Origin of the sequence: Curtobacterium sp. MCLR17_042 (genome assembly GCF_003234695.1) — a bacterium.
GTDB classification, from domain to species: domain Bacteria; phylum Actinomycetota; class Actinomycetes; order Actinomycetales; family Microbacteriaceae; genus Curtobacterium; species Curtobacterium flaccumfaciens.
The window spans coordinates 120,699-143,528 of the sequence record NZ_QKTD01000004.1; the positions used below are offsets into that span (position 1 = coordinate 120,699).

The following is a 22,830-nucleotide window of genomic DNA, read 5'->3' on the forward strand; positions in this document are numbered from 1 at the left end:
CTTCGGTGGTGCGCCGGTCGGACCGGCAGCGTGGTGCCTAGCGGCGCGAACCGCGGCCGGCGACGCGCGTGTAGATGAACAGCACGATGATGGCGCCGATGATCGAGCCGATGATGCCGGCGGGCTGGAAGAAGCCGTCCATCGGGTCGTGCTGGAAGATCAGGAACCCGAGGAACCCGCCGACGAACGAGCCGACGATGCCCAGGACGATCGTCATGAGGATGCCGATGTTCTGCTTGCCGGGGATGATGAGCCGGGCGAGAGCGCCGGCGATGAGTCCGATGATGATCAAGCTGATGATGAGACCGAGCACGGTGTCCTCCTCGTGGGTGCGGTTGCCGCGGCATGGTTGCCGGAGTCAGGGCCGAGGACCGACACAACTCCGAGGTTCCTGGGAGGATTGTCGGGTTCAGTCGAGGGAGCGCCGCAACCAGCGCTCGACACCTTCGACGTGGGACACGACGAGGGCCTGCACGAGCTGCGGATCCCGGCGCCGGATGGCGTCGACGATGGCCGCGTGCTCGTCGAGGGTCCGCTGCACCGAGCCGTTCTGCGTCAGTCCGCGCCACACCCGCACCCGCACCGTCTTGCTCGACAGTGCGTCGAGCAGCCCGGACAGGTACTGGTTGCCGCCGATGCCCGCGATGGTCGAGTGGAACAGCAGGTCGTGAGCGACGAGGTCCTCGACGCCGGTGTCCTCGCCGACGGACTGCATCAGGGTCGCGAGCTCGTCGATCTGCTGCTCCGTGGCACGGGCCGTCGCCAGGACGGCGGACGCCGGTTCCAGGATGCGGCGCACCTCGAGCAGGTCGACGAGCGACCGGTCGTGGTGCATGTCGACGACGAACGACACCGCCTCGAGCAGGACGCCCGGTTCGAGCGACGTCACGTAGGTGCCGTCGCCCCGTCGGACGTCGAGCACGCGGATCAGTTCGAGCGCTTTCACCGCTTCACGGAGGCTGTTGCGGGACAGTCCGAGCGACTCGCTCAGCTCCTTCTCGGGCGGGAGGCGCTGGCCGGGTTGGAGCTCACCGCTCACGATCATCTGCTGGATGCGTGCGATCGCATCGTCGGTCAACGACGCCACGTCACCACCTCCTGTGGACCCGGCCGCGTGCGCGACGGGACGTCCCGACGATACCCGGGACGGGCCTCCAGGCCGGTGCGGCGGAGCCGCGGGACGACCATCAGGCCGGCCGCAGCCGGAGTGCCTGCATCCCGCCGTCGACCGCCAGCTCGACGCCCGTCGTCGACCGGGCGAGCGGGCTCGTCAGGTAGGCGACCGCCTCGGCGACCTCCGCCGCCTGCACCAGGCGTCCGTGCGGCTGGCGTGCCTCGAGCGCGGCGCGTTCGGCGGCCGGGTCGTCCGCGGACGACAGGAGTCGCGCGATCCACGGGGTGTCGGCGGTGCCGGGGTTGACGGCGTTGACGCGGATGCCCTCGCGGACGTGGTCGGCGGCCATCGCGCGGGTGAGCGCGGAGATCGCCCCCTTCGTGGCGGAGTAGAGCGCCCGCTGGGGCAGTCCGGCCGTGGCCGCGACGGAGCACGTGTTGACGATGCTCGCGCTGTCCGACGCTCGGAGGTGGGGGAGCGCGGCGCGGGACAGGCGCACGGCGCCGAGCACGTTGACCTCGTACACGCGGCGCCACTCGTCGTCGGAGTTGTCCTCGACCGTTCCCTGGGCGCCGATGCCGGCGTTGTTGACGAGCACGTCGAGACCGCCGAGCTGGTCGACGGCCGACGCGACGGCGGCACGGACGGACTCGTCGGACGACACGTCGCAGGTGACGGAGACGAGTCCCTCGGCGGCGGACGGTTGCAGGTCGAGCACGGCGACCGCTGCGCCCCGCTCGTGCAGGGCGGCCGCGATGGCCGCGCCGATGCCGGAGGCACCACCGGTGACGATCGCGCGGAGACCCGCGTGGGTGCCGGGCGTCCCCGTCGTGCCGGTCTGGGCGGTCGTGTCGTCCATCAGGCTGCTCCCACTGTCTGGCGCTGCGAGCCGAGCCCGTCGGCGGTGAGTTCGACCACGTCGCCGGGCTGCAGGTACGGCGCGTGTCCGGCCAGGGCGACCCCGGCCGGGGTGCCGGTGCTGATGACGTCGCCCGGGTACAGCACCATGAACTGCGACAGGTACCGGACGATCTCGACGGGTCGGAAGATCATGTCGGCGGTGGTGCCGTCCTGCCGCACCTCGCCGTTGACGGTGAGCCGGAGTGCGAGCGCCGCCGGGTCGACCTGGTCGGGGGTGACCAGCCACGGGCCGAGCGGGTTGAACGTCTCGCAGGACTTCCCCTTGTCCCACTGCCCGCCGCGCTCGAGCTGGAAGGCCCGTTCGGAGACGTCGTTCGCGATGGCGTAGCCGGCGATGCAGGCGCTCGCGGCCTCGTCGGATTCGCAGTAGCGGGCGGTCTGCCCGATGACGACGGCGAGTTCGATCTCCCAGTCGGTCTTCTCGCTACCGCGTGGGATCAGGACCTCGTCGTCCGGGCCGATCACCGTCATCGGGTCCTTCATGAACACGATCGGCTCGGTCGGGATCTCGGCGCCGGTCTCGGCGGCGTGGTCGCGGTAGTTCAGGCCGATGCAGACGACCTTGCCGGGGCGGGCCACCGGTGCACCGCGGCGGAGACCCTCGGCGCCGGGCAGCGCTCGGAGGTCCCCGGCGCTCCGCGCGTGCCGGACGCGGGCGACCGGGTCGGACGCCAGGAAGGCCCCGCCGATGTCGGTCGTGATCGGGCGGAGGTCGAGGACCTCGCCATCGGTGTCGACCGCGACGGGGATCTCGCCGCCCGCGGGGCCGAGTCGTGCGAACTGCATCGTTCCTCGCTCTCCGGCTGCACCGGCGCAACCAGAGACATCCTATGTCTGGTCCGGGTCGCCGACAAGGTCGCGGGTGCTGAGGGTCCTCCCATGCAGGTACGTGCGCTCCGCCGTCCCGCTCAGCACCGACTGCCGTTCGTCCCGGGTCAGGTCGGCCAGCGCGTCGGTGGTCCGCCGCACCACGTCGTCGTAGGTCGTGGCGAGCGTCGAGACGGGCCAGTCCGACCCGAACAGCGACCGATCCGGGCCGAACCGCTCGACCACCGCACGGACGTACCGGTCGACGGGCTGCCGTCGCCACTCCGGTCCGGCCTCGGTGAACAGTCCGGACACCTTGCAGGCCACGTTCGGACGCGCGGCGAAGTCGTCGATCCGGCTCACCCACCCGGGATCCCCGCCCGCGATGTCGGGTTTGCCGGCGTGGTCGAGGACGAACGATCCCTCGGGCACGGCGTCGAGCAGCGCGAGGGCAGCGCGATGCTCACGCGCTCGGACGAGCACGTCGAACACCAGGCCGGCGGCGGCCACCGCACGGACCCCGCGAACGACCTCGGGGCGGGCGAGCCAGTCCGGGTCCGGTTCGTCGTGCGCCTGGTGGCGGATGCCGACCAGGCGGGTGCTGGCCGGCCGATCGCCCACCAGCCGGCTGCTGGCCGGCCGATTGCCCGCCAGCCGGCTGCTGGCCGCCCGGTCTCCGCCGGACCCCGCGATCATTGCGGCGATGCGGTCGACGACGTCCGGGGCGGTCAGGTCCACCCATCCGACGACCCCGGCGACCGGCTCGGGCTGCTCGAGGAGCCAGGCGGTCTCGCCGGGGTCGTGCACGGCCTGCACGACGATCGTCCGGGTGACGTCGGCGCTCCGGGCGGCGGCGCGGAGGTCGTCCACGTCGAACCGGCGGCGGATCGGAGCGACCGAGTCGTCCATCCAGGGGTACGGCCGGTCGGCGGGATCCCAGAGGTGGTGGTGAGCGTCGATGATCACGCGCTCATGATGCCCGATTCATCCGATGTCCGCTCGGGGTGCCGACGCGGCGATCTCTCGCGCTCAGCGACACCTCACGCGCCACAGTGCCCGTGAGGTGTCGCTGGGCGCGTGGAGTCGCAGCGGCCAGTGGCGATCAGACGACCCCGGAGGCCTCGAGCTCTGCTCGCAGCTCGGCGTCGGACGGCTCGACGAAGTGCTTGCCGTTGGGCAGCACCACGACGGGGATGTTCTTCCGGCCGCTGATGGCCTCGGCACGGTCGGCCGCGGACAGGTCCTGCTCCACGTCGACGTACTCGTAGTCCACGCCGAGGGTGTCGAGCAGAGCCTTGGACCGACGGCAGTCGCGGCACCAGTCGGCACCGAACATGGTCACGCGGTCGGGGGCAGTCGTCGCATCGCTCATGTGCAGAGAGTACGTCGGAGCGCCCCCGGGCATTCCCGGAGCGCCGCCGGACCCGCGCCCCGCTCGCCCTACGATTGGCACATGCCGCCAGCACCCGACCCCGCGACGCTGGCCTGGGCATCGGTGGCCGTCCGGCGCTTCGCCGCCGCGACCAACCTGCTCGTCGCCGCCCGCCGGTTCCGCATCGTCGGCGGTGACCCCCGGGACGCCGCGACACTGCGGCACCTGCTGACCGCACTCGGCGCGCGCGAGGCCGAGCAGCCCAACCACCAACACCAGCACCGGCAGCACCCGTCCGACCTCGTCGACCAGCTCTGGTGCCTCGGCACGCCCGAGGAGTCGACCCCCGCCGTCGAGCAGGCCGCCGACCGCCCGCGCGGCACCACCCTGATCGTCATCGACGCCGGCCGGTACCTGCCCGCCGTCGACGAGGACGCCTTCGGCCCCGTCGCACCTGCCCGCCCCGGCGTGCTCGCCGTCCCGATGCTGTCCGACGACGTCTTCCTCGTCTCCACCGGCCGCGACCCCGAGGATGACCCCGCAGCGGACGCACGCCTGCGCTGGGCACGACGGTCCATGCCGGTCGCCCGCTCGGTCGCCGCGGAACTCCGTGACGGCGGACTCCTGCGCGGCACACGCATCGGCGTCGCGATGTTCCTCGAGCCCAAGACGGCCGTGCTGAGCCTGCTGCTCCGTGACGCCGGTGCCGAGGTCGTCGTCTACGCCCACGCCGACGAGACCGACGACGCCGTCGCCGACGCACTGCGGTCGGCCGGACTGACGGTCTTCGCGAGCAGCACGGCGACGCTCCCCGAGCAGAAGCAGCTGGCCCTCGCGATGCTCGACACCGCGCCGCACATCCTGCTCGACGACGGCTCGCACGTCATCCGGCTCGCCCACCAGGAACGCCCCGACCTGCTGCCGACGATGCTCGGCGCCGCCGAGGAGACCACGAGCGGCCTGCGGCCCCTGCGTGTGCTGGCAGCGCGCGGCGAACTCGGCATCCCGGTGATCGCGGTGAACGACGCCCGCACCAAGACGTTCTTCGACAACCGGTACGGCACCGGGCAGTCGACGGTGTTCGCGGTGCTCGACCTGGTCGACGGGCTCGCGTCCGGCACACACCGGGCGATGCCGGGAGGCGCGGCGGTCGTCGCCGGGTTCGGGCACGTCGGCGAGGGGGTCGCCCTGGTGCTCACCGCCCTCGGGTTCCGGGTGACGGTCGCCGAGACCGACCCGGTCCGCGCCCTGCAGGCGCGCTTCGCCGGGTACGCCGTGGCCCCGCTCGTCGAGGCGGTGCGCGACGCCGACCTCGTGATGAGCGCCACCGGGGTGCCGGACACCATCGACCTCGAGGTGCTCCGTGCCTGCGCGGACGGTGCGGTCCTCGCCGTCGCCGGTGGGGTCGACCAGGAGATCGCCGTCGACGACGCGCTCGCCGCCGGGGCCCGCCGCCAGGACGTGGGGCCGAAGGCCGAGCGGTTCGTGTTCCCCGGGGCCGACGGCGGACCGATCGTGCTCGACGACGGTGGCTGCATCAACATCACCGCGGCCGAGGGCAACCCGGTCGAGATCATGGACCTGTCGTTCGCCGTGCAGCTCGGCGCCGTCCGGATGCTCCTGGAGCGCGGCGACGAGCTGGAGCGTGCCGTCGTGCCGATCGACCCCGCGGTCGACGACGTGACCGCCCGCGCGGCGCTCGCCGCCTTCGGAACGTACGTCGGCCCTCCCGGCCTTCCCCCTGAACACCCGGCGGACCGCGAGCCGGACGTCCGGACGCACCGTTTCGGAGCCCCGGCGTGAGCGCCCGACAGCACCCGGTCACGGTGCACTCGGCGCGCGTCGTCGTCCCGATGACGGCGCCACCGATCGCGGACGGCGCGGTCGCCGTGCAGGACGGCCGGATCCTGCACGTCGGCGACCGGTCGTGGGTCATCGACCAGCTCACCGGGTCCGGCGCGACCTTCGCCGAGCGGCAGTGGCGTGGCGCGCTCCTGCCCGGACTCGTGAACGCGCACTCGCACCTCCAGTACACCGGCATGGCCAGTGTCGGCCAACGGCAGTACAGCGGGTTCGAGGACTGGGCCGCAGCGTTCAACGTCGACTACGCCGAACCGCACGACTGGCGGGCCGAAGCCGCGGAAGGCGCACGGGCGTCGATCCTGGCCGGTGTCACGAGCATCGCGGACATCGTCACCGACATCGAGGCCTCGACCGCCCTGCAGGACGCCGGCCTCGGCGGCATCGCGTACTGGGAGGTGATGGACTGGGAGAACGACGCCTGGCAGTCGCACGGTCGCGACCAGGTGCTCGACGAACTCGACCGGATCCCCACGACGCCCGGAGCCGGCCTGTCCCCGCACGCGCCGTACTCGCTCGAGGTCGCCCCGCTGCTCGAGCTCCCCGACATCGTGCGGCAGCGCGGTCTGCGACTGCACCTGCACCTCGGTGAAGCGGCGTTCGAGGGGGAGCGCACCGCCCTCGGTCCGGTCCCCGGTCTCGACGGGGTCGACGGCGTCGGCCACGGGAACGACTGGCACCTGGCGAACGTGCCCTCGTTCCGGGCGCTTCGGGCCCTGGGCTTCGGTGCCAGCGCGACCGCGTTCGTGGACCGCCTCGGCGTGCTCGGGCCGGACTGCCACATCGCCCACGGCGTGTACATGACCGCCGCCGACCGGGCGCTCCTGCGTGCCCGTGGCACCGCGGTGGCGCTGTGCCCCCGCTCCAACGCCGTCATCGGCCTCGACCCGCCGCCCGTCGCCGACTACCTGCGCGAGGGCAGCCCGATCGCGATCGGCACCGACTCCCTGTCGTCGTCGCCGTCCCTCGACCTGATGGCCGACGTCACCGCGCTGCACCGGATCGCCCGCGCCCAGGGCTACGGGCACCGTGACCTGCACGAGCGGCTGCTCGCGGCGGCGACCCTCGGTGGTGCGCACGCGATGGGCCTCGCCGTCGGGTCGGACCGCATCGGGCACCTCGCCGTCGGGGCGCGCGCCGACCTGGCGGTCTTCGACGTCGACGCCCGGACCGTGCCGGACGCGCTCGCCGAGCTCGTCGAGGACGGCGCCGGGCGGGCGGCCGCCACCGTGATCCGCGGGGTCGTCCGCGCCGCGGCGGGCGTCGTCACCGAGCCGGCTTCCCCGCACATGGACATCCCCGCACCGCACCAGGAGGAACGATGACCGAGTCCGCACCCCACCTCGGCACGGCCGCACGCCGAACCGTCACCGGTGAGCTGATCGAGTGGCTCGACGTGCCGAAGCGCGCGATCGCCCTCGGCATGGAACCGCACCCCGAGGGCGGCTGGTACGTCCGCACCTGGACCTCGCCGGCGACGGTCACCACCCCCGCGGGGGAGCGTCCCGCCGCCACCCTGATCCACTTCCTGCTGCCCCCGGGCGAGGCCTCCGCCTGGCACCGGGTCACGAGCGACGAGATCTGGATGTGGCACGGGCCGGACACCGTCGACCTGCAGCTCGGCGGTGACGGCGACGTCCCCGAGCCCGGCGCGACGATCACCCTCGGCCCGGACGCCGGGCGCGACCGGGTGAACGACGCGCAGGCGTTCGTGCGCGGCGGGGTGTGGCAGCGGACGATCCCGGGCGACGGCGAGGTGCTGCTGAGCTGCCTGGTGTCGCCGGGCTTCTCGTTCGACGACTTCACGATGGCCGACGACGGGGACTCCGCCGCCGAGTAGCACCGCGACACCGTTTCGCGTTGGTATCCCACCGCGAAGTACACTTCGACCTGCCCCCACCCCCTCCCACGAAGGCCCGACCGTGACCCGTCACCTCCGCTTCACCCTCGCCGTCGCCACCGCCGCGGTCGCCGCCCTCGCCCTGTCGGCCTGCTCCGCCGGGGGCAGCAGCAACGCCGACGGCACCGTGACCGACGGCAAGCTCACGATCGCCACCGGTGACCCGGCGTACTCGCCCTGGGTCGAGGACAACAAGCCGCAGTCCGGCAAGGGCTTCGAGTCCGCCGTGGCCTACGCGGTCGCGAAGGAGATGGGCTACGGCAAGTCCGACGTCGTGTGGAAGCGCAGCACCTTCGACAGCGCCATCGCGCCGGGCCCGAAGGACTGGGACCTCAACGTCCAGCAGTTCTCGATCGACGCGAAGCGCAAGAAGGCCGTCGACATGTCGAGCGCCTACTACACGACGACCCAGGCGGTCGTGACGACGTCCGGGTCGAAGGCCGCCGGCGACACCACGATCGCTGCCCTCAAGCAGGACGCGATCGGCGTCGCGACCGGTTCGACGAGCATCGCGAGCGTCAAGGACGTCCTCGGGGTCACGCCGCAGGTGTTCAACTCCAACGACGACGCCGTGCTCGCACTCAAGTCCGGGCAGATCGACGCGATCGTCACCGACCTGCCGACGGCGTTCTACATGGCCTCGGCCCAGGTCGACGACGGCACCGTGTCCGCGCAGTTCCCCGACGACGGCAAGGGCGACCAGTTCGGCTTCGTCCTGCCGAAGGACTCGGAGCTGACGAGCAAGGTCGACAAGGCCCTGAAGACCCTCGACGACGACGGCACCCTGCGGGACCTGCAGACCAAGTGGCTGTCGTCGGAGACCGGCACGCCGGTCCTGAAGTAACCGGATGACCCTGCCAGCAGGGGCCGGCACCCCGGTCGCCGCACCCGCGCCGAGCCAGGTCGAGCTCGAGCGTCGGCTCTACCGCCGCCAGCGTGGCCGTCGCTCGGTCGTGGTGTCGGTCGTCTCCACCCTGGTCGTGCTCGCCGTCGTGTACTTCGGCGTCGTGAACACCCCCGGCTGGGCGGCGGTGCAGCAGTCGTTCTTCGACCCGCAGACCGCGGTCGACACGTTCCCGGACATCCTGCTGGGCCTCTGGCTGAACGTCCGGATCCTGTTCTTCAGCGCCATCGGCGTCGCCGTGTTCGGCACGCTGCTCGCGGTCGTCCGCGGCCTGCGCAACCCGGTGTTCTTCCCGCTGCGGATGCTCGCGACCGGCTACACGGACCTGTTCCGCGGTCTGCCGCTCATCATCGTGCTCTACCTGGTGGGCTACGGCATCCCCGGGCTCGGGGTGTTCCCGCGGCTCCCCGCCGAGGTCTGGGGCACGATCGCGATCACCCTGACCTACTCGTCGTACATCGCCGAGGTGCTCCGGGCCGGCATGGAGGCCGTGCACCCCTCCCAGCGCCTGGCCGCCCGGTCGCTCGGACTCTCGCACGCCAAGACGCTGCGGCTCGTGGTGCTGCCGCAGGCGATCCGCAAGGTCACCCCGGCGCTGATGAACGACTTCGTGTCGATGCAGAAGGACGTCGGTCTGGTGTCGATCCTCGGGGCCGTCGACGCGGTCCGCTCCGCCCAGATCGCGCAGGCCGAGACCTACAACTTCACGCCGTACTTCGTCGCCGGGCTGCTGTTCGTGGTGATCAGCCTGCCGCTGATCCGCGTCACGGACGCGATCGCGCGTCGCCAGCAGCGGCGCGAACAGATCGGAGGGACCGTATGAGCGAGGCCGGCCTGGAGGCCCGTGGTGCGTCCGGTACGGACGCCGCGGTCCTCGAACTGCGCGGGTTGCGCAAGGCCTTCGGCGAGCACGAGGTCCTGCGCGGGATCGACCTGACGGTCCACCGGCACCAGGTCATCTGCGTCATCGGGGCCTCGGGCTCCGGCAAGTCGACGCTGCTCAAGACGGTCAACCTGCTCGAGGGCATCGACGACGGCGAGATCCTGCTGCAGGGCACGGACATCGCCGACCCGCGCGTCGCCGTCGACGCCGTTCGAGCACGCATCGGCGTGGTGTTCCAGCAGTTCAACCTGTTCCCGCACATGAGCGTGCTCGACAACGTCACGCTCGCCTCCCGCCAGGTGCACGGCATCGGACGGGCTCAGGCCGAGGACACCGCGCGCCGGCTGCTCGACCGGATCGGGCTCGGCTCGTTCGCCGATGCGTACCCCGACCGCCTGTCCGGCGGGCAGCAGCAGCGCGTCGCCATCGTCCGGGCGATCGCGTCGGACCCGGAACTCCTGCTGCTCGACGAGGTCACGAGTGCCCTCGACCCGCAGCTCGTCGGCGAGGTGCTCGACCTGGTCACCGAGCTGAAGCGGCAGGGTTCGACGATCCTGATGACGACGCACGAGATGCACTTCGCGCGGAACGTCGCCGACCGGATCGTGTTCCTGCACCGCGGCGAGGTCGTCGAGCAGGGATCCCCCGCCGACGTCCTCGACCACCCGCAGCACCCGGCGCTCGTCGAGTTCCTCGCCCGCGTGCACGCCTAGGGCGTCAGCAGCACCTTGCCGATCACCTCGCCGTCGCGCACGCGGCGGTGGGCCTCCTCGACCTCGGCCAGGGGCAGCACCGAGTCGATGACCGGGCGCACCCGGCCAGCGGCGACCAGCGGCCAGACGTTGTAGCGGACCGCCTCGACGATGGCGGCCTTCTCGGCGAGCGGCCGTGCGCGCAGGGTCGTGCCGCTGATCGTCGCGCGCTTCCGCATCAGCACCCCGAAGTCGAGCTCGGCGGTGCGGCCGCTGCCCGAGGCGATGACCGCGATGTGCCCGTTCGGGGCGAGGGCCTGCAGGTTCCGCTCCAGGTAGGACGGCCCGACGACGTCGAGCACCACGTCGACGCCGACACCGTCGGTGAACGCCATGACGCGCTCCACGAAGTCCTCCGTGCGGTGGTCGACCACCAGGTCTGCGCCGAGCTCACGGGACGCGGCGACCTTGCGGTCGCCGCCGCTCGTCGCGATCACCGTCGCACCGAGGGCTTTCGCCCACAGCACCGCGTGCGACCCCATGCCGCCCGTGCCGCCGTGCACCAGGAGTGTCTGCCCGGGGCGGAGCCCGGCGAGCATGCCGATGTTGGAATAGACGGTGCAGGCGGCCTCGGGCAGGCCGGCCGCCTCCACCAGGTCGACGCCCTCGGGCACCGGCAGCACCTGGGTGACCGGCGCGACCACGAGTGCCGCGTACCCGCCGCCGGAGAGCAGCGCGCACACCCGGTCGCCCACCGCCACGGTCGTGACGCCCGCACCGACGGCCCGCACGGTGCCGGAGACCTCGAGCCCGAGGACCTCCGAGGCCCCGGGCGGCGGCGGGTAGTTCCCCGCGCGCTGCTGCAGGTCGGCGTTGTTGACGCCGGCCGCGGCGACCTCGATCAGGACCTCGGCCGTACCGGGTTCCGGGTCGGGCAGGTCGGTGACGGACATGGAAGCGTCGTCGAACGTGATGGCTCGCATGCCCTCGACGGTACGCGCCACCCGCCTCCGGCCGGCTGCCGGGCTCCCACAACCCGGCCGGTCTCCCTGTGGATGTTCCCTGTACGCTCGATGACGGATCTGCACCTCATCCGGGGGAGTGCGGACAGATCGAGGGGGACTCTCCACCATGCCCAAGAAGCTCATCGCGCTGGCCACCGCCGGCCTCGCACTCACGCTGCTCGCCGGTTGCTCGACCGGGCCGTCCAAGGCCGAGCAGTGCACGCAGTTCGAGAAGACCGTCAAGTCCGCCGCCCAGGGCGTCCAGTCCGAGGCCGCGAACCTGCAGTCCGACCCGGACGCCGCCGTCACGAAGCTCAAGGAGCTCGACGAGAAGATCTCCGACGGCGTCGACGACCTGTCGGACGACGACCTGAAGGCCAAGGGCGACGCCTTCGAAGAGGCGTACGGCGACCTGGTCGACGACATCGAGGACATCGCCGACGACCCGCAGTCGGCCGACGTCTCGGCCCTGACGAAGTCCAGCACCAAGGTCCAGGACGCCGGCAACGCGTTCCAGAAGGAGTGCAACTCCTGATGCGCCGTACCCTCACCGCGCTCGCCACCGCCGGCCTCGCGCTCACGCTGCTCGCCGGCTGCTCGGGCGGCGACGGCGGTTCGTCCGACGGCGGCTCCTCCGGGGGCGACTCGGGCTCGTCCAGCGCACCGTCGGCCTCGAAGACCGCCGCAGCAGCACCAGCCCAGACCAAGCAGGAAGCCTGCTCGCTGCTCGAGAACGAACTCGCGTCGTTCCTCAAGGAGCAGGGTTCCAGCTCTGCCCCGGCCGAGCCGAAGGCCCGTGCGGCGCTCGTCGACGAGTTCGTCCAGCGCATCGACTCGGCGCTGACGAAGGTCTCGAACGACCAGGTGCACGACACGTTCGAGGACTTCTCCGGCGCGGCCAAGGGCTACAGCTCGGCCATCCGCTCCGGCGCGGCCGAGGACTCCGCCGAGGTCACGAAGGCCCAGTCCGAGGTGCAGACCACGCTCGACCAGGTCTCGGCGGTCTGCCCCGCCAAGAGCTGAGCGGGCGCACGCCCGGCCACGCACGACGACGCCCCGCCGCTCCTGGACCAGGAGCGGCGGGGCGACGTGCTTCCCCCGTCGGGGGGACGGGCGTCAGACGGCCGCGGGCTGCGAGGCGTCGAGGCGTGCGACGTCCTCCGGCCGCAGCCGCACGGTCGGCGCCGTGATCGAGTTCAGGATCGACTGCGGCCGCGACGCACCGGGGATCGGCACGACGACGTCGCTCTTCTGCAGCTCCCACGCCAGGGCGATGACCTGCGGGGTGACCCCGCGGTCCCGGGCGATGTACGCGAAGTCCTCGAACGCCGTCCCGAGGTCCGCCGCGCTCCCGATGCCACCGAGGGGGCTCCACGGCAGGAACGCGATGCCGAGCTCGTCGCACAGCTCGAGTTCCGGCTCGCTCGACCGGAACTTCGGCGAGTACTGGTTCTGCACCGACGCCAGGCGTCCGCCGAGGACCTCGTTCGCGGTGCGGATCTGGTCCGGGTCGGCGTTCGAGATGCCCGCCATCCGGATGACGCCCTCGTCGAGCAGCTCGGCGAGCGCCCCGATCGAGTCGGCGTACGGCACTGCCGGGTCGGGGCGGTGGAACTGGTACAGGCCGATCTGCTCGACGCCGAGCCGCTTCGCCGAGGCCTTCGCCGCCTCCTTCAGGTACTCCGGGTGCCCGTTCTGCGCCCAGTTGCCGGCCTCGGGGCGCAGGTGTCCGCCCTTCGTCGCGATGAGGACGTCCGAGGTGTCGTCGTGGAACTCCCGGACGGCCCGCGCGATGAGCTCCTCGTTGTGCCCCACCTCGTCGTGGCCGCCCAGGTGGTAGGCGTCGGCGGTGTCGATGAGCGTGACACCGTTCTCGAGCGCTGCGTGGATCGTGGCGATGGACTGACGCTCGTCCGGTCGGCCCTCGATCGACATGGGCATCCCGCCCAGACCGATCGAACTGACGGACACGTCTCCGATGACTCGTTGCTTCATCGGCCCAGCATGCGCCCGCCCCCGACGCCGACGCCCAGTTCCCGCACCGACGCGCCACGAGCCCCCGTCACCGACGAGCCCACGCCGGCGCGTGTTCCGGTAGCGGGCCGAACGCGATGCCGCGGGCGTAGAGGCCCCGGACCGGCGGGACCCAGCGCGCGAGCAGCACCGGGAGCAGCGGCGGACCGTCCTGCAGGTGCCCGGCGAAGGCCCGCTCGAACACGACCCGGTGCAGCACCGCCTGCGCGGCCTGCACCAGGGCTGCGGGCGGGGTCCGGCGACGCTGGACGGCCGCGAGCGCCCGGTCGAGGCCGTCACCGCGGAGCCCCCGTCGGAGCGCCGGCACCAGGATCGTCGCGGTCGCCACCGCGTCCTGCACAGCGAGGTTGATGCCGACCCCGCCGGCGGGCGACATCGCGTGCGCGGCGTCCCCGATGCAGAGCAGCCCCGGGCGCCACCACCGGCGCAGGCGGTCCATCCGGACGTCGAGCACGTGCACGTCGTCCATCGAGGCGATCGCGTCGACCCGGTCCGCGAAGTCCGGTCGGAGCCGCGCCACACGGGCCCGGAAGGCCGTCACCCCCGCGGCACGCAGGGCCGGGTCCGAGCCCTTCGGCGCGAAGTACGCGACCTGGTGGTACTCCGGCCGCGGGAAGCTCAGCAGCACGTCCCGGTCCGAGAACGCGGGGGTGAGGGCGCTCGCCGCGTCCCCGGGGTGCCGGGGCAACCGGAACCACCAGGTGTCGAACGGCACCCGGAACGCTCGCGGCACGAGCCCGGCGGCGCGACGCAGCACCGAGTTCCGCCCGTCGCAGGCGATCACGACGTCGGCGCGGAGTTCCTCGGGTTCGCCGGTCCCGTCCCTCGACCGCAGGTGGACTCCGGTCACGACCCCGTTCTCCTCGATGAGCCCGGTCGCCGCGAGGCCCATCGAGATGCGGAACGACGGTTCCCGACGGGCGGCGGTCACGAGCAGGTCGAGCAGGTCCCACTGCGGCACCATCGCCACGTGGTCGTACGGCGGTGCGAGACGCGAGAAGTCACCGAGCAGCAGTCGTGACCCGTCCGGCATCGGCAGCGAGAAGTCGTCGAGGCGTGACTGCGGCAGCGCCCGGAACGGTGCACCGAGGTCGAGTTCGTCGAGCAGCCGGATGGTCGAGGCGTGCACCGTGTCGCCCCGGAAGTCCCGGTTGAAGTCGTCGTGCCGCTCGAGCACACGCACGTCGACGCCGGCGCGGGCGAGCAGCAGCCCGAGGACGACCCCTGCGGGGCCGCCACCGACCACCGCGACCGTCGTCCGCGACACCGTCACCATGCCCCGGACGCTACCCCGCTCCGGACTGGAGGCGCGTGGCGGCCCCGCCCCGCGCCTCCAGGCCGGAACGCACACGCGTTCTCCGACCCGACACGCGTCGGACGACGGTGTCCGGTCGCAAGGGTGGTGTCGGTGCGCGGGTCAGGCGCTGGCGGACACCGACGACGAGGCGGAACCACTGTCGACGGCGTTCGCGAAGACGACCCCGCCCCACACGATGACGACGATCGCGAGCACGAAGCCGATCGCGGCGATCCACCACGACGGCTTCCGCCGGATCCACGCGCCGATCGACAGCACGATCGTGGCGACCCCGATGACGAAGGCACCACCGACCGCGATGGCCGCGCCACCGAAGTACCCGCCGGGCGTGCAGCCCGACGAGGCGTCGCACTCCGCCGTGGCCGAGGCGATCGCGACGATGCCGACGACCGCCGTGATCGCGGTCATGACGGCGCCGAACACCAGGAGCAGCACCGTCGAGATCCGGTCGGCGAGCTTCGCCGGCGGGAACAGCGTGGTGCCGCCGCGCTCCCACGCCGCGCGCTGCGCGTCCGTGGGACCGGAGGAGGACTGCGGCGGAGGGCCGGGGACGTTGGACCAGGTCATGCGTGCAGTCCTACCGCGCCTCGACCCCGAACGCCTGTGCGAGCCGCTGGATCTTCTGCGCCCGACCGAGCCGTGGCAGGTCGGAACCGTCGCGGATGACCCGGCCGCGGGCCTCGAAGTCGTCGAGGAAGTCCTGCGCCCAGGCGACGTCGGTCGGCGTGGGGGAGATGACCTCGTTGATGACGGGGAGCTGCTCGGTGTCCAGGCAGAGCTTGCCGGTGAGGCCGAGCGACACGGCCACCTGCGACTGCTCGCGGAGGATCGGGTGCGACGACCCGACCGTGGGGCCGTCGATCGGGCCCGGTAGGTCGCCGACGCGCGAGGCGACGACCAGCTTCGACCGCGGGTACGCCATCGCGAGCGTGTCGGCGCTGGTCCCGGTGTCGCGGCGGTAGTCGCCGGAACCGAAGGCCAGGCGGAACGCGCCCTGCGCCTTGGCGATCGACACGGACTCCTCGATGCCCAGGGCCGACTCGACCAGGGCGATCACCGGCGTCTGGCCACCGAGCCGGTGCCAGGTGTCGGTGACCTGGGCGGGGGACTCGGTCTTGGCGAGCATGACGCCCTGCAGCCCGGGCAGGCCGCGGAGCTCCTCGACGTCGTCCGCCCAGAAGTCCGTCGTGACGTCGTTGATGCGCACCCAGGCCTCGCCACCGCCGGCCAGCCAGGCGGCGACACCCTGCCGGGCCGAGGGCTTGGCGGCGGGGTCGACGGCGTCCTCGATGTCCAGGATGATCTGGTCGGCGCGGGAGCGCTGGGACTTGTCGAACCGGTCGGTGGCGGTGCCGGAGACCAGCAGCCACGACCGTGAGATCTCGGCAGGGACCGATCGACGCCGGTTCGGCGTGGGGGCGGACGGAGCGGTGCGGTCGTCGATGGCCATGCCCCGTTGGTACCACACCGGACGGGGCTGCCGTCGGATCGGGCGCGCCGCAAGTGGGCCGGACGGCGGCGCACGTCGGGTCGGACGGTGGCGCACGTCGGGCCGGACGGCGGTCACGTCCGTGCGGAAACCCCGAAACCTCGGTTCATTGCCAGAGAGGCCGTCCTGTTCCGCCTACAGTGTCGGATGTGTGGCGAGCGGACAGGGTGACCGACGGTGAGGACGACGTGAACGACGACGTCCCCGTCGAGGGTGCCCGCGCGCGCCCCGACGACGACCGAGACGAGCAGCAGGACGTGGACCAGGAACGGACCGACGACGAGCCGGACCGCACGCTCCGCCCGGAGCTGCAGATGACGAGCCCGCAGGCGATCAGCCTCGGCGACCCGCGGCTGCAGGCCGGCAACGCGGCCGAACCGACGTGGGACGGCTGGCGCACCCAGCTGACCGGTGTCGGCGGCACGAGCCCGCTCACGCACTTCAGCGACCACCCGCGCGCCCGCATCGAGCTCTCGACCACCCACCCGGGCGGTCTCGCGCAGTTCATCACCGGCAAGACGACCCTGCTGTCGAGCCTGATCCGCGACGAGGTGGCGCTCCGTGCCGCCCGCGTGGCCGCCGGACACGTCGAGGCGAAGGGCACCGAGCTGGCCACCGTGCGCGGCATCGACGCCGTGAAGCTCGGCATCGGCATGGCCGACTGGAAGCACGGCGACGAGCAGTTCCGCGGCCCGGTGCTCCTGCGTCCCCTGGCGATCCGCCGGCACGGACGCGACTTCGAGGTGCGCCTGCTCGGCGAACCGGTGCTCAACCCGGGCCTCGCCGACGCGCTGCACGAGCAGTTCGGGGTCATCCTCGACGCGCAGTCCTTCGTGGCCCTCGCGCAGCAGGACGGCTCGTTCACGCCGAACCCCGTCATCGACCGCCTGCGTGGCCTGACCGCGCACATCCCCGGCTTCTCGGTGCACGCCCGACTCGTGGTGTCCACCTTCGCCGAGGTCGCGACCGGGATGGTCGAGGACACCGGCGACCTGTCGCACCCCGTGCTCGACGCCCTCGCCGGCAACCCGAGCGCGAAGTGGCAGGTCGAGCAGTCCTACCACCCGGTCGAGCAGACCCCGTCGGACGAGCGCAGCCCGGAGACCGACACGCTCCTGCTCGACGCCGACGACGAGCAGGAGAACGTGATCGCGCAGATCACGGCCGGCAACTCCATCGTCGTGAAGACCCTGCCAGGCACCGGTGGCACCCAGACGATCGTGAACGCCCTGGGCGGCCTGGTCGCCGCGAACAAGCGCGTGCTCGTCGTGAGCCCGCGCCGCGCCACCCTGCGGGGCATCGCCGCCCGCTTCGGCGAGGTCCAGCTGCCCGGGGTCGCGGTCACGCCGTCGACCCTGCGCCGTGACGTCGTCCGTGCGATCGCCCGGAACGAGAAGGCCGCGCGTCCGAACCTCCGCGAGGTCGACGACGCGCTGGTCCGCCTGCGCAAGGTGCTGAAGGACTACCGCGGCTCGCTCACCCGCAAGGACCCCGACTTCGGCGTCTCGGTGCTCGACTGCCTGGTGGAGCTGTCGCGCCTGTCGCTGCTGCCCGTCGCCCCGTCGACCACCGCGCGCCTGTCGAAGCAGTCCGTCGCCTCGATGGTCGAGGGCCGCTCGCGCGTCGCCGAGACGATGGTCAGCGCCGCGAACCTCGGTGAGTTCCGCTACGGCCCCGACGACTCACCCTGGTACGGCGCGAAGTTCGGTTCGAGCGACGGTGCCCAGCGAGCGCACCGCATCGCGAAGGACCTCGACGCCGACGGCCTGCCGACCCTGCTCCGCCGCGCCCACGACCTGGTGAGCTCGACGCACATGCGCCAGTTCACGACCATCAACGAGCTCGGCATCTACCTGCGCCTGCTCACCGAGATCCGTGACACGCTCGACCGCTTCCTGCCGGTGGTCTTCGACCGCTCGGTGTCCGAGCTCGTGGCCGCCACCGCCCCCCGCGGCGAGGGCGCCCCGATGTCGTCGACGAACCGTCGCCGGCTCAAGAAGCTCGCCCGCGAGTACGTCCGTCCGGGCGTGCACGTGTCCGACCTGCACGAGGCCCTGACCCGCGTCCAGCAGCAGCGGGTGCTCTGGCAGCGCTACGTCGCCGCCGGCGTGAACCCCGAGGTGCCCACCGGCATCGCCGACGTCCAGGTGCTGTTCTCGAACGTCGCCGAGGACCTCGCGCGCCTCGACGAGCCGCTGGGTCGCACCGAGCGTGACCGCCAGCTCGCGAACACCCCGGTCGACCAGCTCGTCCCGACCATCGCCGAGCTCGCCGCCGAGTCCGACGTCCTGCACAACCTGCAGGAGCGCACCGAGCTCATGCAGACCCTGCGCGACCTGCAGCTCGAACCGCTCATCACCGACCTGGCGAACCGGCACGTGCCGGACGTGCAGGTGCCGGCCGAGCTCGAGCTCGCCTGGTGGCAGTCCGCCCTCGAGACCATGCTCGAGTCCGACCGTGCCCTGCTCGGTGCCAACACCGACATGCTCGACCGGGTCGAGGCCGACTTCCGCCTGGTGGACGACGCCCACGCGGCCGGGGTCTCCCAGGGCCTGGCGTGGCAGCTCGCCGAGAACTGGAAGGTCGGTCTCGTCGACTGGCCCGAAGAAGCGACTGCGCTCAAGACCCAGCTCCGCGACGGCGCGATCACCTCGCGCCTGCTGCAGGACTCCGCACCGCACCTGTCCCGGTCGATCGCACCCGTCTGGCTCGCCAGCCCGTACGAGGTGCCCCAGATCGCCGACACGATGCCCTTCGACACCGTGATCCTGGTCGACGCCGGCGCCGTGACGATCGCCGAGACCGTCGGTGCCGTCCGCCGTGCCCGCCAGACCGTCGTGTTCGGCGACCCGGTCACCCAGACGCCGTCGCCGTTCCGCATCGCCGTGGACCCCGAGCACCGGGCGCTGCAGGTCGACGAGGGCACGCTCGACGCGTTCCACGCCGACTCCGCCCTGGCGAAGCTGTCCACCCTGCTGCCGACCCTGTCACTGTCGCGGTCGTACCGCGCCGGCGGCGAGGACCTGGCCGAGCTCGTGAACCGTCGCTTCTACGGCGGCAAGATCGAGTCCCTGCCGTGGGCCGGCTCGTTCCTCGGCCACGGCTCGATCGCGCTCGACTACGTCAGCGACGGCAAGGCCGTGCCCGACCTCGAGTCCGGTGCCGTCGAGAGCGTCGATGCCGAGGTCGACCGCGTGGTCCGCCTCGTCATCGACCACGCCCGCACCCGACCCACCGAGTCGCTCATGGTCATCACCGCCTCGGCGAAGCACGCCGTGCGCGTCGAGCAGGCCGTGCTGACCGCCGCCCAGGGCCACAAGGACCTGACCGAGTTCGTCATCGGCGACCGTGCCGAGCCGTTCATCGTGGCGACGCTCGAGCAGTCGGTGGCGCAGAGCCGTGACCGCGTCGTGTTCTCCATCGGCTACGGCCGCACCCCGCACGGCCGCGTGCTGCGCGACTTCGGTCCGCTCGGCAAGCCCGGCGGCGAGCGGCTGCTGGCCGTCGCCATGACCCGTGCGCGTCGCTCGATGGTCATCGTCACCTGCTTCCAGCCGTCGGACATCGAGGCCGAGCGCATGGGCCACGGCACCGTCGCCCTCGCCGAGATCCTGGCCGAGGTGCGTGCCCGCACCACCGCCGAGTACGTGCCGGACGACTCCGACCCGCTGCTCGTCGACCTGGCCCGGCGCCTCGAGATGCGCGGCATCCCGGTCGCGCTCGGCCACCGCGGCAAGCTCGGCCTCGTCGCCGCGCACGGCGGGGTCTGCGTCACGATCGAGACCGACGCGTCGCTGGTGAAGGGATCGCTGCGCGAGTCCCTGCGCCTGCGCCCCGAGGTCCTCCGCCGACTCGGCTGGCACTACGTGCGCGTGCACGCGTTCCAGCTGTTCTCCGACCCGGACCGCGTCGCCGACACCGTCGCGTCCGTGCTCGGGGTCGACCGCGGTGCCACGCAGGAGATCTCGATCCCCCCGATCCCCGCCCGCCGATGAGCCGCCGGGCCTCGCGGCCCGCCGGTCCGGTGACGCCGGAGACGGACCAGCTGGTGGGCACGTGGACGCGAGTCGACGACGCGTCCTCAGCCGCGCCTCCCGTCCGTCCCGCCGCTGACGGAGGCGAGACGGCGGACCAGCCGGGAGGCCCGGTGCGGCGCCGCAGACGCGTCACCACCCAGCCGGTGGCGGGCTACGACCCCGCACCGCCGCCGGAACCGGCGCGGCACCGCGACGGTGAGAACGACGACCAACTCCGGCGCGACGTCCCTCCGCACTGGTAACCGGTAGCCTGGCCCGTGATGACTGACACCGCGCGACAGCGCCCCGACTGGCAGACCTGGCCGAACCTGATCACGCTGTTCCGCCTCGTGCTGATCCCGGTGTTCATCGGCCTCGTCGTCGCCGGCCACCCGGGGTGGGCGCTCGTCGCCCTCGTCGTGATCGGCGTGAGCGACTGGGCGGACGGCTTCATCGCCCGCAAGTTCGACCAGGGATCCAAGCTCGGCAAGGCCATCGACCCCGTCGCCGACCGCCTGGCCATCATCGCGATCGTGCTGTCCCTGGTGCTCGTCGGCCTGCTGCCCTGGTGGGTGGTGGCCGTCGTGGTGCTCGTCGACCTGGTGCTCGTCGTCCTGTCGAGCGTGCTGTTCCACGGCAACCCGGACCTCGACGTCACGTGGACGGGCAAGATCCGCTCGGCCCTGCTGTTCGTCGGGCTGCCGGTGCTGCTGTTCTCCGCGGTGCACACCGTCGACGAGAACGCGCCGTGGGTCCGGGTCGTGGCCCTGGTGTTCGTGTACCTCGGCACCGCGGGGCACGTGCTCGCCGGCGCGCAGTACGCCGTCGCGATGTTCGCGAAGCGCCGCGCGGTCCCCGCCGCCTGACGGGCCCCGTCGCAAACGAAACCAGGTTCCGGACACAGCACCGCGGATCTCCGTGGTGTTGTGCCCGGAACCTGGTTCCGTCGCGCGTTAGAGCTTCGTCGAGCCGCCGATGCCGGGGCCCTCGGGGGCGTTCGACGGGGCGATGTGCGCGCCCGTGCTGGTCGCGCCGCCGTTCTGCGGACGGAGCAGGTCGCGGATCTCGAGCAGCACCTCGACGTCGGTCGGGGGGACGTCCTGAGGGGTCTGCTGCTCGTCGTTCTTGACGCGCTCGAACGCCACCTTCTTCAGGCGGTTGACCGGTACCACGAGCACGAAGTACACCACCGCGGCGATGATGACGAAGTTCAGCACCGCCCCGATGATGGCGCCGAAGTAGAGCGTGGCGTGGTCACCAGACACCGTGGGGATCTGGACCTTCAGTGCGTCGTCGAGGCTCGAGGCGTTGAACACCGCACCGATCAGCGGGTTGATCAGCGCCTGGACGATCTTGTTGACGATCGCGGTGAACGCCGCACCGATGACGACTGCGACGGCCAGGTCGATGACGTTGCCGCGGAGCAGGAACTCCTTGAAGCCCTTCATGCGAGGGTCTCCTTCCGGGTCGAGGACGGCCGCCGAGTGGCGACGCGCCCCAACCTATCCGGACAGCGCAGACCGCGTCAGGACGCGGCGGGCTTCGAGCCGCTGGGCTTCGACTCGGCCTTCTTCGCCGGCTCGGACTTCTTCGGCTCGGACTTCGCCGGGGTGCTCGACGAGCCCTCGGACTTCGGCGCAGGGCGCGAGTCGGTGCGGTAGAAGCCGCCGCCGTTGAAGGTCACGCCGACCGGGGAGAACACCTTGCGCAGGACGCCGCCGCAGACCGGGCACTCCGTCAGGGTGGCGTCGGAGAAGGACTGCTTGATGTCGAACGCGTTGTCGCACTCGGTGCAACGGTACGAGTAGGTGGGCACGTCAGCTCCGGAACGTGATGATGCGCGACGGCGTGATGATGCCGTCAACGGGTTCGTCGTGGGGTTCGCGCGGGACCTCGTCGAGGTACTCCGCGTCGAAGATCACAGCATAGACGGGCGGACGGTTCGCCATGGACCCGAGGGTCTTGTCGTAGTAGCCGCGCCCCCAGCCCATGCGGACGCCGTCGTGCCCGACCGCCGCCGCCGGGGCGAGGATCGCGTCGACGTCGTTGATCGCGAGCGGGGACAGGACCTCGCCGACGACCTCGGGCAGGCCGAGCAGGCTCTCGGTCTCGCTCTCGCCGTCGCCCACGGCCCAGTCGAGCAGGCCGTCCTCGCGGGTGATCGGCAGCAGCACGCGGATGCCCTGCCCGAACGCCCAGTTCAGGAACGGCCGGACGTTCGGCTCGTCCGGTGCGGACAGGTACAGGGCCAGGGACGTCACCTGGCGCTCCTCGACGAAGCGCTGCAGGGTCGCGGTCAGGGTCTCGGTGTCCGCGTCGCGTTCGGTCGTGGTCCGGGTGCGCCGCCGCTGCCGGAGTTCGGCTCGCAGGGCGCGCTTCTCGTTCCCGAGATCGGCGATCATGCGCAGGAGTCTACCGACGGGCACGGTTGCGGCTTCCCGCCGGGAACACGCGGGGTCCCGTGTCCCCCGGAGCGACGACATGCCCTCGAAAGGGGGATCGGATACGGTCTGAGC

The 22,830-nt window shown here is 72.1% G+C and carries 24 protein-coding genes; 10 read left to right on the forward strand and 14 right to left on the reverse strand.

Going from position 1 to position 22,830, the window contains the following annotated elements; all coding sequences use genetic code 11:
* Positions 1-37: 37 nt before the first annotated feature.
* The 6 genes from DEJ02_RS06305 to DEJ02_RS06330 form a co-directional block, all read right to left on the reverse strand.
* On the reverse strand, positions 38-313 hold the full coding sequence (locus DEJ02_RS06305) for a GlsB/YeaQ/YmgE family stress response membrane protein (protein ID WP_027466577.1): 276 nt from the start codon (positions 311-313) through the stop codon (positions 38-40).
* A 96-nt stretch (positions 314-409) separates the two neighbouring features.
* A complete protein-coding gene (locus tag DEJ02_RS06310) occupies positions 410-1,087 on the reverse strand; it encodes a FadR/GntR family transcriptional regulator (protein WP_110862381.1) in 678 nt (225 codons plus the stop codon).
* Positions 1,088-1,187: 100 nt separating this feature from the next.
* Complete coding sequence (locus DEJ02_RS06315; RefSeq protein WP_111032372.1) at positions 1,188-1,973, reverse strand: SDR family NAD(P)-dependent oxidoreductase; 786 nt, start codon at positions 1,971-1,973, stop codon at positions 1,188-1,190.
* Complete coding sequence (locus DEJ02_RS06320; RefSeq protein ID WP_111032373.1) at positions 1,973-2,821, reverse strand: fumarylacetoacetate hydrolase family protein; 849 nt, start codon at positions 2,819-2,821, stop codon at positions 1,973-1,975. The genes DEJ02_RS06315 and DEJ02_RS06320 overlap by 1 nt, the downstream gene beginning before the upstream one ends.
* A gap of 42 nt (positions 2,822-2,863) precedes the next feature.
* Positions 2,864-3,808, reverse strand: coding sequence for an amidohydrolase (locus tag DEJ02_RS06325; RefSeq protein ID WP_111032374.1), 945 nt, complete (start codon positions 3,806-3,808; stop codon positions 2,864-2,866).
* Positions 3,809-3,944: 136 nt separating this feature from the next.
* On the reverse strand, positions 3,945-4,214 hold the full coding sequence (locus DEJ02_RS06330) for a glutaredoxin family protein (RefSeq protein WP_017888006.1): 270 nt from the start codon (positions 4,212-4,214) through the stop codon (positions 3,945-3,947).
* An 81-nt stretch (positions 4,215-4,295) separates the two neighbouring features.
* Between DEJ02_RS06330 and DEJ02_RS06335 the strand changes: the two genes are divergently transcribed.
* The 6 genes from DEJ02_RS06335 to DEJ02_RS06360 all read left to right on the forward strand — a co-directional run bounded on the left by DEJ02_RS06335 (position 4,296) and on the right by DEJ02_RS06360 (position 10,474).
* Positions 4,296-6,017: an adenosylhomocysteinase gene (locus DEJ02_RS06335; RefSeq protein WP_111032375.1), complete on the forward strand. Its 1,722-nt coding sequence runs from the start codon at positions 4,296-4,298 to the stop codon at positions 6,015-6,017.
* Positions 6,014-7,399 carry an amidohydrolase family protein gene (locus DEJ02_RS06340; protein ID WP_258378673.1) on the forward strand — a complete coding sequence of 462 codons (1,386 nt, stop codon included), beginning with the start codon at positions 6,014-6,016 and terminating at the stop codon, positions 7,397-7,399. Before DEJ02_RS06335 ends, DEJ02_RS06340 begins: the two co-directional genes overlap by 4 nt.
* Positions 7,396-7,914 carry a cupin domain-containing protein gene (locus tag DEJ02_RS06345; RefSeq protein WP_111032376.1) on the forward strand — a complete coding sequence of 173 codons (519 nt, stop codon included), beginning with the start codon at positions 7,396-7,398 and terminating at the stop codon, positions 7,912-7,914. Before DEJ02_RS06340 ends, DEJ02_RS06345 begins: the two co-directional genes overlap by 4 nt.
* A gap of 82 nt (positions 7,915-7,996) precedes the next feature.
* Positions 7,997-8,818 (forward strand): ABC transporter substrate-binding protein, encoded by an 822-nt coding sequence (locus DEJ02_RS06350; RefSeq protein WP_111032377.1) that lies wholly within the window; start codon positions 7,997-7,999, stop codon positions 8,816-8,818.
* Between the two features lie 4 nt (positions 8,819-8,822).
* Positions 8,823-9,701 (forward strand): amino acid ABC transporter permease, encoded by an 879-nt coding sequence (locus DEJ02_RS06355; protein ID WP_071404033.1) that lies wholly within the window; start codon positions 8,823-8,825, stop codon positions 9,699-9,701.
* The gene (locus DEJ02_RS06360; RefSeq protein WP_111032378.1) at positions 9,698-10,474 is read left to right on the forward strand and encodes an amino acid ABC transporter ATP-binding protein; all 777 of its coding nucleotides are present in this window, start codon (positions 9,698-9,700) and stop codon (positions 10,472-10,474) included. The genes DEJ02_RS06355 and DEJ02_RS06360 overlap by 4 nt, the downstream gene beginning before the upstream one ends.
* Here DEJ02_RS06360 and DEJ02_RS06365 read toward each other — a convergent pair.
* A complete protein-coding gene (locus tag DEJ02_RS06365; RefSeq protein WP_111032379.1) occupies positions 10,471-11,436 on the reverse strand; it encodes an NAD(P)H-quinone oxidoreductase in 966 nt (321 codons plus the stop codon). The genes DEJ02_RS06360 and DEJ02_RS06365 overlap by 4 nt on opposite strands.
* A 148-nt stretch (positions 11,437-11,584) precedes the next feature.
* Here DEJ02_RS06365 and DEJ02_RS06370 point away from each other — a divergent pair, with 148 nt between their 5' ends.
* Entirely contained in the window at positions 11,585-11,992 is a 408-nt protein-coding gene (locus tag DEJ02_RS06370; protein ID WP_071404030.1) for a hypothetical protein, read from the forward strand.
* Positions 11,992-12,480: a hypothetical protein gene (locus DEJ02_RS06375; protein WP_111032380.1), complete on the forward strand. Its 489-nt coding sequence runs from the start codon at positions 11,992-11,994 to the stop codon at positions 12,478-12,480. Before DEJ02_RS06370 ends, DEJ02_RS06375 begins: the two co-directional genes overlap by 1 nt.
* 93 nt (positions 12,481-12,573) lie before the next feature.
* Here the strand turns inward: DEJ02_RS06375 and DEJ02_RS06380 are convergent, their stop codons facing one another.
* From DEJ02_RS06380 to DEJ02_RS06395, 4 genes are all read right to left on the reverse strand, one after another.
* Positions 12,574-13,452, reverse strand: coding sequence for an aldo/keto reductase (locus DEJ02_RS06380; protein WP_111032381.1), 879 nt, complete (start codon positions 13,450-13,452; stop codon positions 12,574-12,576).
* Between the two features lie 67 nt (positions 13,453-13,519).
* Complete coding sequence (locus DEJ02_RS06385; RefSeq protein ID WP_111032382.1) at positions 13,520-14,767, reverse strand: FAD-dependent oxidoreductase; 1,248 nt, start codon at positions 14,765-14,767, stop codon at positions 13,520-13,522.
* 141 nt (positions 14,768-14,908) lie between these two features.
* Positions 14,909-15,376, reverse strand: coding sequence for a DUF6264 family protein (locus tag DEJ02_RS06390; RefSeq protein WP_111030703.1), 468 nt, complete (start codon positions 15,374-15,376; stop codon positions 14,909-14,911).
* Positions 15,377-15,386: 10 nt separating this feature from the next.
* A complete protein-coding gene (locus tag DEJ02_RS06395; protein ID WP_017887994.1) occupies positions 15,387-16,259 on the reverse strand; it encodes a CoA ester lyase in 873 nt (290 codons plus the stop codon).
* 206 nt (positions 16,260-16,465) lie between these two features.
* Here DEJ02_RS06395 and DEJ02_RS06400 point away from each other — a divergent pair, with 206 nt between their 5' ends.
* Both DEJ02_RS06400 and DEJ02_RS06410 read left to right on the forward strand, forming a co-directional pair.
* The gene (locus tag DEJ02_RS06400) at positions 16,466-20,293 is read left to right on the forward strand and encodes an ATP-binding protein (protein ID WP_111032383.1); all 3,828 of its coding nucleotides are present in this window, start codon (positions 16,466-16,468) and stop codon (positions 20,291-20,293) included.
* A gap of 302 nt (positions 20,294-20,595) precedes the next feature.
* Positions 20,596-21,180 carry a CDP-alcohol phosphatidyltransferase family protein gene (locus tag DEJ02_RS06410; protein WP_051596961.1) on the forward strand — a complete coding sequence of 195 codons (585 nt, stop codon included), beginning with the start codon at positions 20,596-20,598 and terminating at the stop codon, positions 21,178-21,180.
* Positions 21,181-21,267: 87 nt separating this feature from the next.
* Here the strand turns inward: DEJ02_RS06410 and mscL are convergent, their stop codons facing one another.
* From mscL to DEJ02_RS06425, 3 genes are all read right to left on the reverse strand, one after another.
* Positions 21,268-21,762, reverse strand: a complete 495-nt coding sequence (gene mscL / locus DEJ02_RS06415; protein WP_111032384.1) for a large conductance mechanosensitive channel protein MscL — start codon at positions 21,760-21,762, stop codon at positions 21,268-21,270.
* A gap of 77 nt (positions 21,763-21,839) precedes the next feature.
* A complete protein-coding gene (locus tag DEJ02_RS06420; protein WP_027466562.1) occupies positions 21,840-22,130 on the reverse strand; it encodes an FmdB family zinc ribbon protein in 291 nt (96 codons plus the stop codon).
* 1 nt (position 22,131) lies between these two features.
* Entirely contained in the window at positions 22,132-22,716 is a 585-nt protein-coding gene (locus DEJ02_RS06425; protein ID WP_111024332.1) for a 5-formyltetrahydrofolate cyclo-ligase, read from the reverse strand.
* Positions 22,717-22,830 lie beyond the last annotated feature (114 nt).

Bases quoted from the DNA above. Each gene is read 5' to 3' on its own strand.
- DEJ02_RS06395 (WP_017887994.1), bottom strand. From the start codon at position 16,259: ATGGCCATCGACGACCGCACCGCTCCGTCCGCCCCCACGCCGAACCGG.
- DEJ02_RS06335 (WP_111032375.1), top strand. From the start codon at position 4,296: ATGCCGCCAGCACCCGACCCCGCGACGCTGGCCTGGGCATCGGTGGCC.
- DEJ02_RS06425 (WP_111024332.1), bottom strand. From the start codon at position 22,716: ATGATCGCCGATCTCGGGAACGAGAAGCGCGCCCTGCGAGCCGAACTC.
- DEJ02_RS06410 (WP_051596961.1), top strand. From the start codon at position 20,596: ATGACTGACACCGCGCGACAGCGCCCCGACTGGCAGACCTGGCCGAAC.
- DEJ02_RS06390 (WP_111030703.1), bottom strand. From the start codon at position 15,376: ATGACCTGGTCCAACGTCCCCGGCCCTCCGCCGCAGTCCTCCTCCGGT.
- DEJ02_RS06320 (WP_111032373.1), bottom strand. From the start codon at position 2,821: ATGCAGTTCGCACGACTCGGCCCCGCGGGCGGCGAGATCCCCGTCGCG.
- DEJ02_RS06345 (WP_111032376.1), top strand. From the start codon at position 7,396: ATGACCGAGTCCGCACCCCACCTCGGCACGGCCGCACGCCGAACCGTC.
- DEJ02_RS06355 (WP_071404033.1), top strand. From the start codon at position 8,823: ATGACCCTGCCAGCAGGGGCCGGCACCCCGGTCGCCGCACCCGCGCCG.
- DEJ02_RS06375 (WP_111032380.1), top strand. From the start codon at position 11,992: ATGCGCCGTACCCTCACCGCGCTCGCCACCGCCGGCCTCGCGCTCACG.
- DEJ02_RS06330 (WP_017888006.1), bottom strand. From the start codon at position 4,214: ATGAGCGATGCGACGACTGCCCCCGACCGCGTGACCATGTTCGGTGCC.
- DEJ02_RS06360 (WP_111032378.1), top strand. From the start codon at position 9,698: ATGAGCGAGGCCGGCCTGGAGGCCCGTGGTGCGTCCGGTACGGACGCC.
- DEJ02_RS06380 (WP_111032381.1), bottom strand. From the start codon at position 13,452: ATGAAGCAACGAGTCATCGGAGACGTGTCCGTCAGTTCGATCGGTCTG.
- mscL (WP_111032384.1), bottom strand. From the start codon at position 21,762: ATGAAGGGCTTCAAGGAGTTCCTGCTCCGCGGCAACGTCATCGACCTG.
- DEJ02_RS06315 (WP_111032372.1), bottom strand. From the start codon at position 1,973: ATGGACGACACGACCGCCCAGACCGGCACGACGGGGACGCCCGGCACC.
- DEJ02_RS06385 (WP_111032382.1), bottom strand. From the start codon at position 14,767: ATGGTGACGGTGTCGCGGACGACGGTCGCGGTGGTCGGTGGCGGCCCC.
- DEJ02_RS06370 (WP_071404030.1), top strand. From the start codon at position 11,585: ATGCCCAAGAAGCTCATCGCGCTGGCCACCGCCGGCCTCGCACTCACG.
- DEJ02_RS06365 (WP_111032379.1), bottom strand. From the start codon at position 11,436: ATGCGAGCCATCACGTTCGACGACGCTTCCATGTCCGTCACCGACCTG.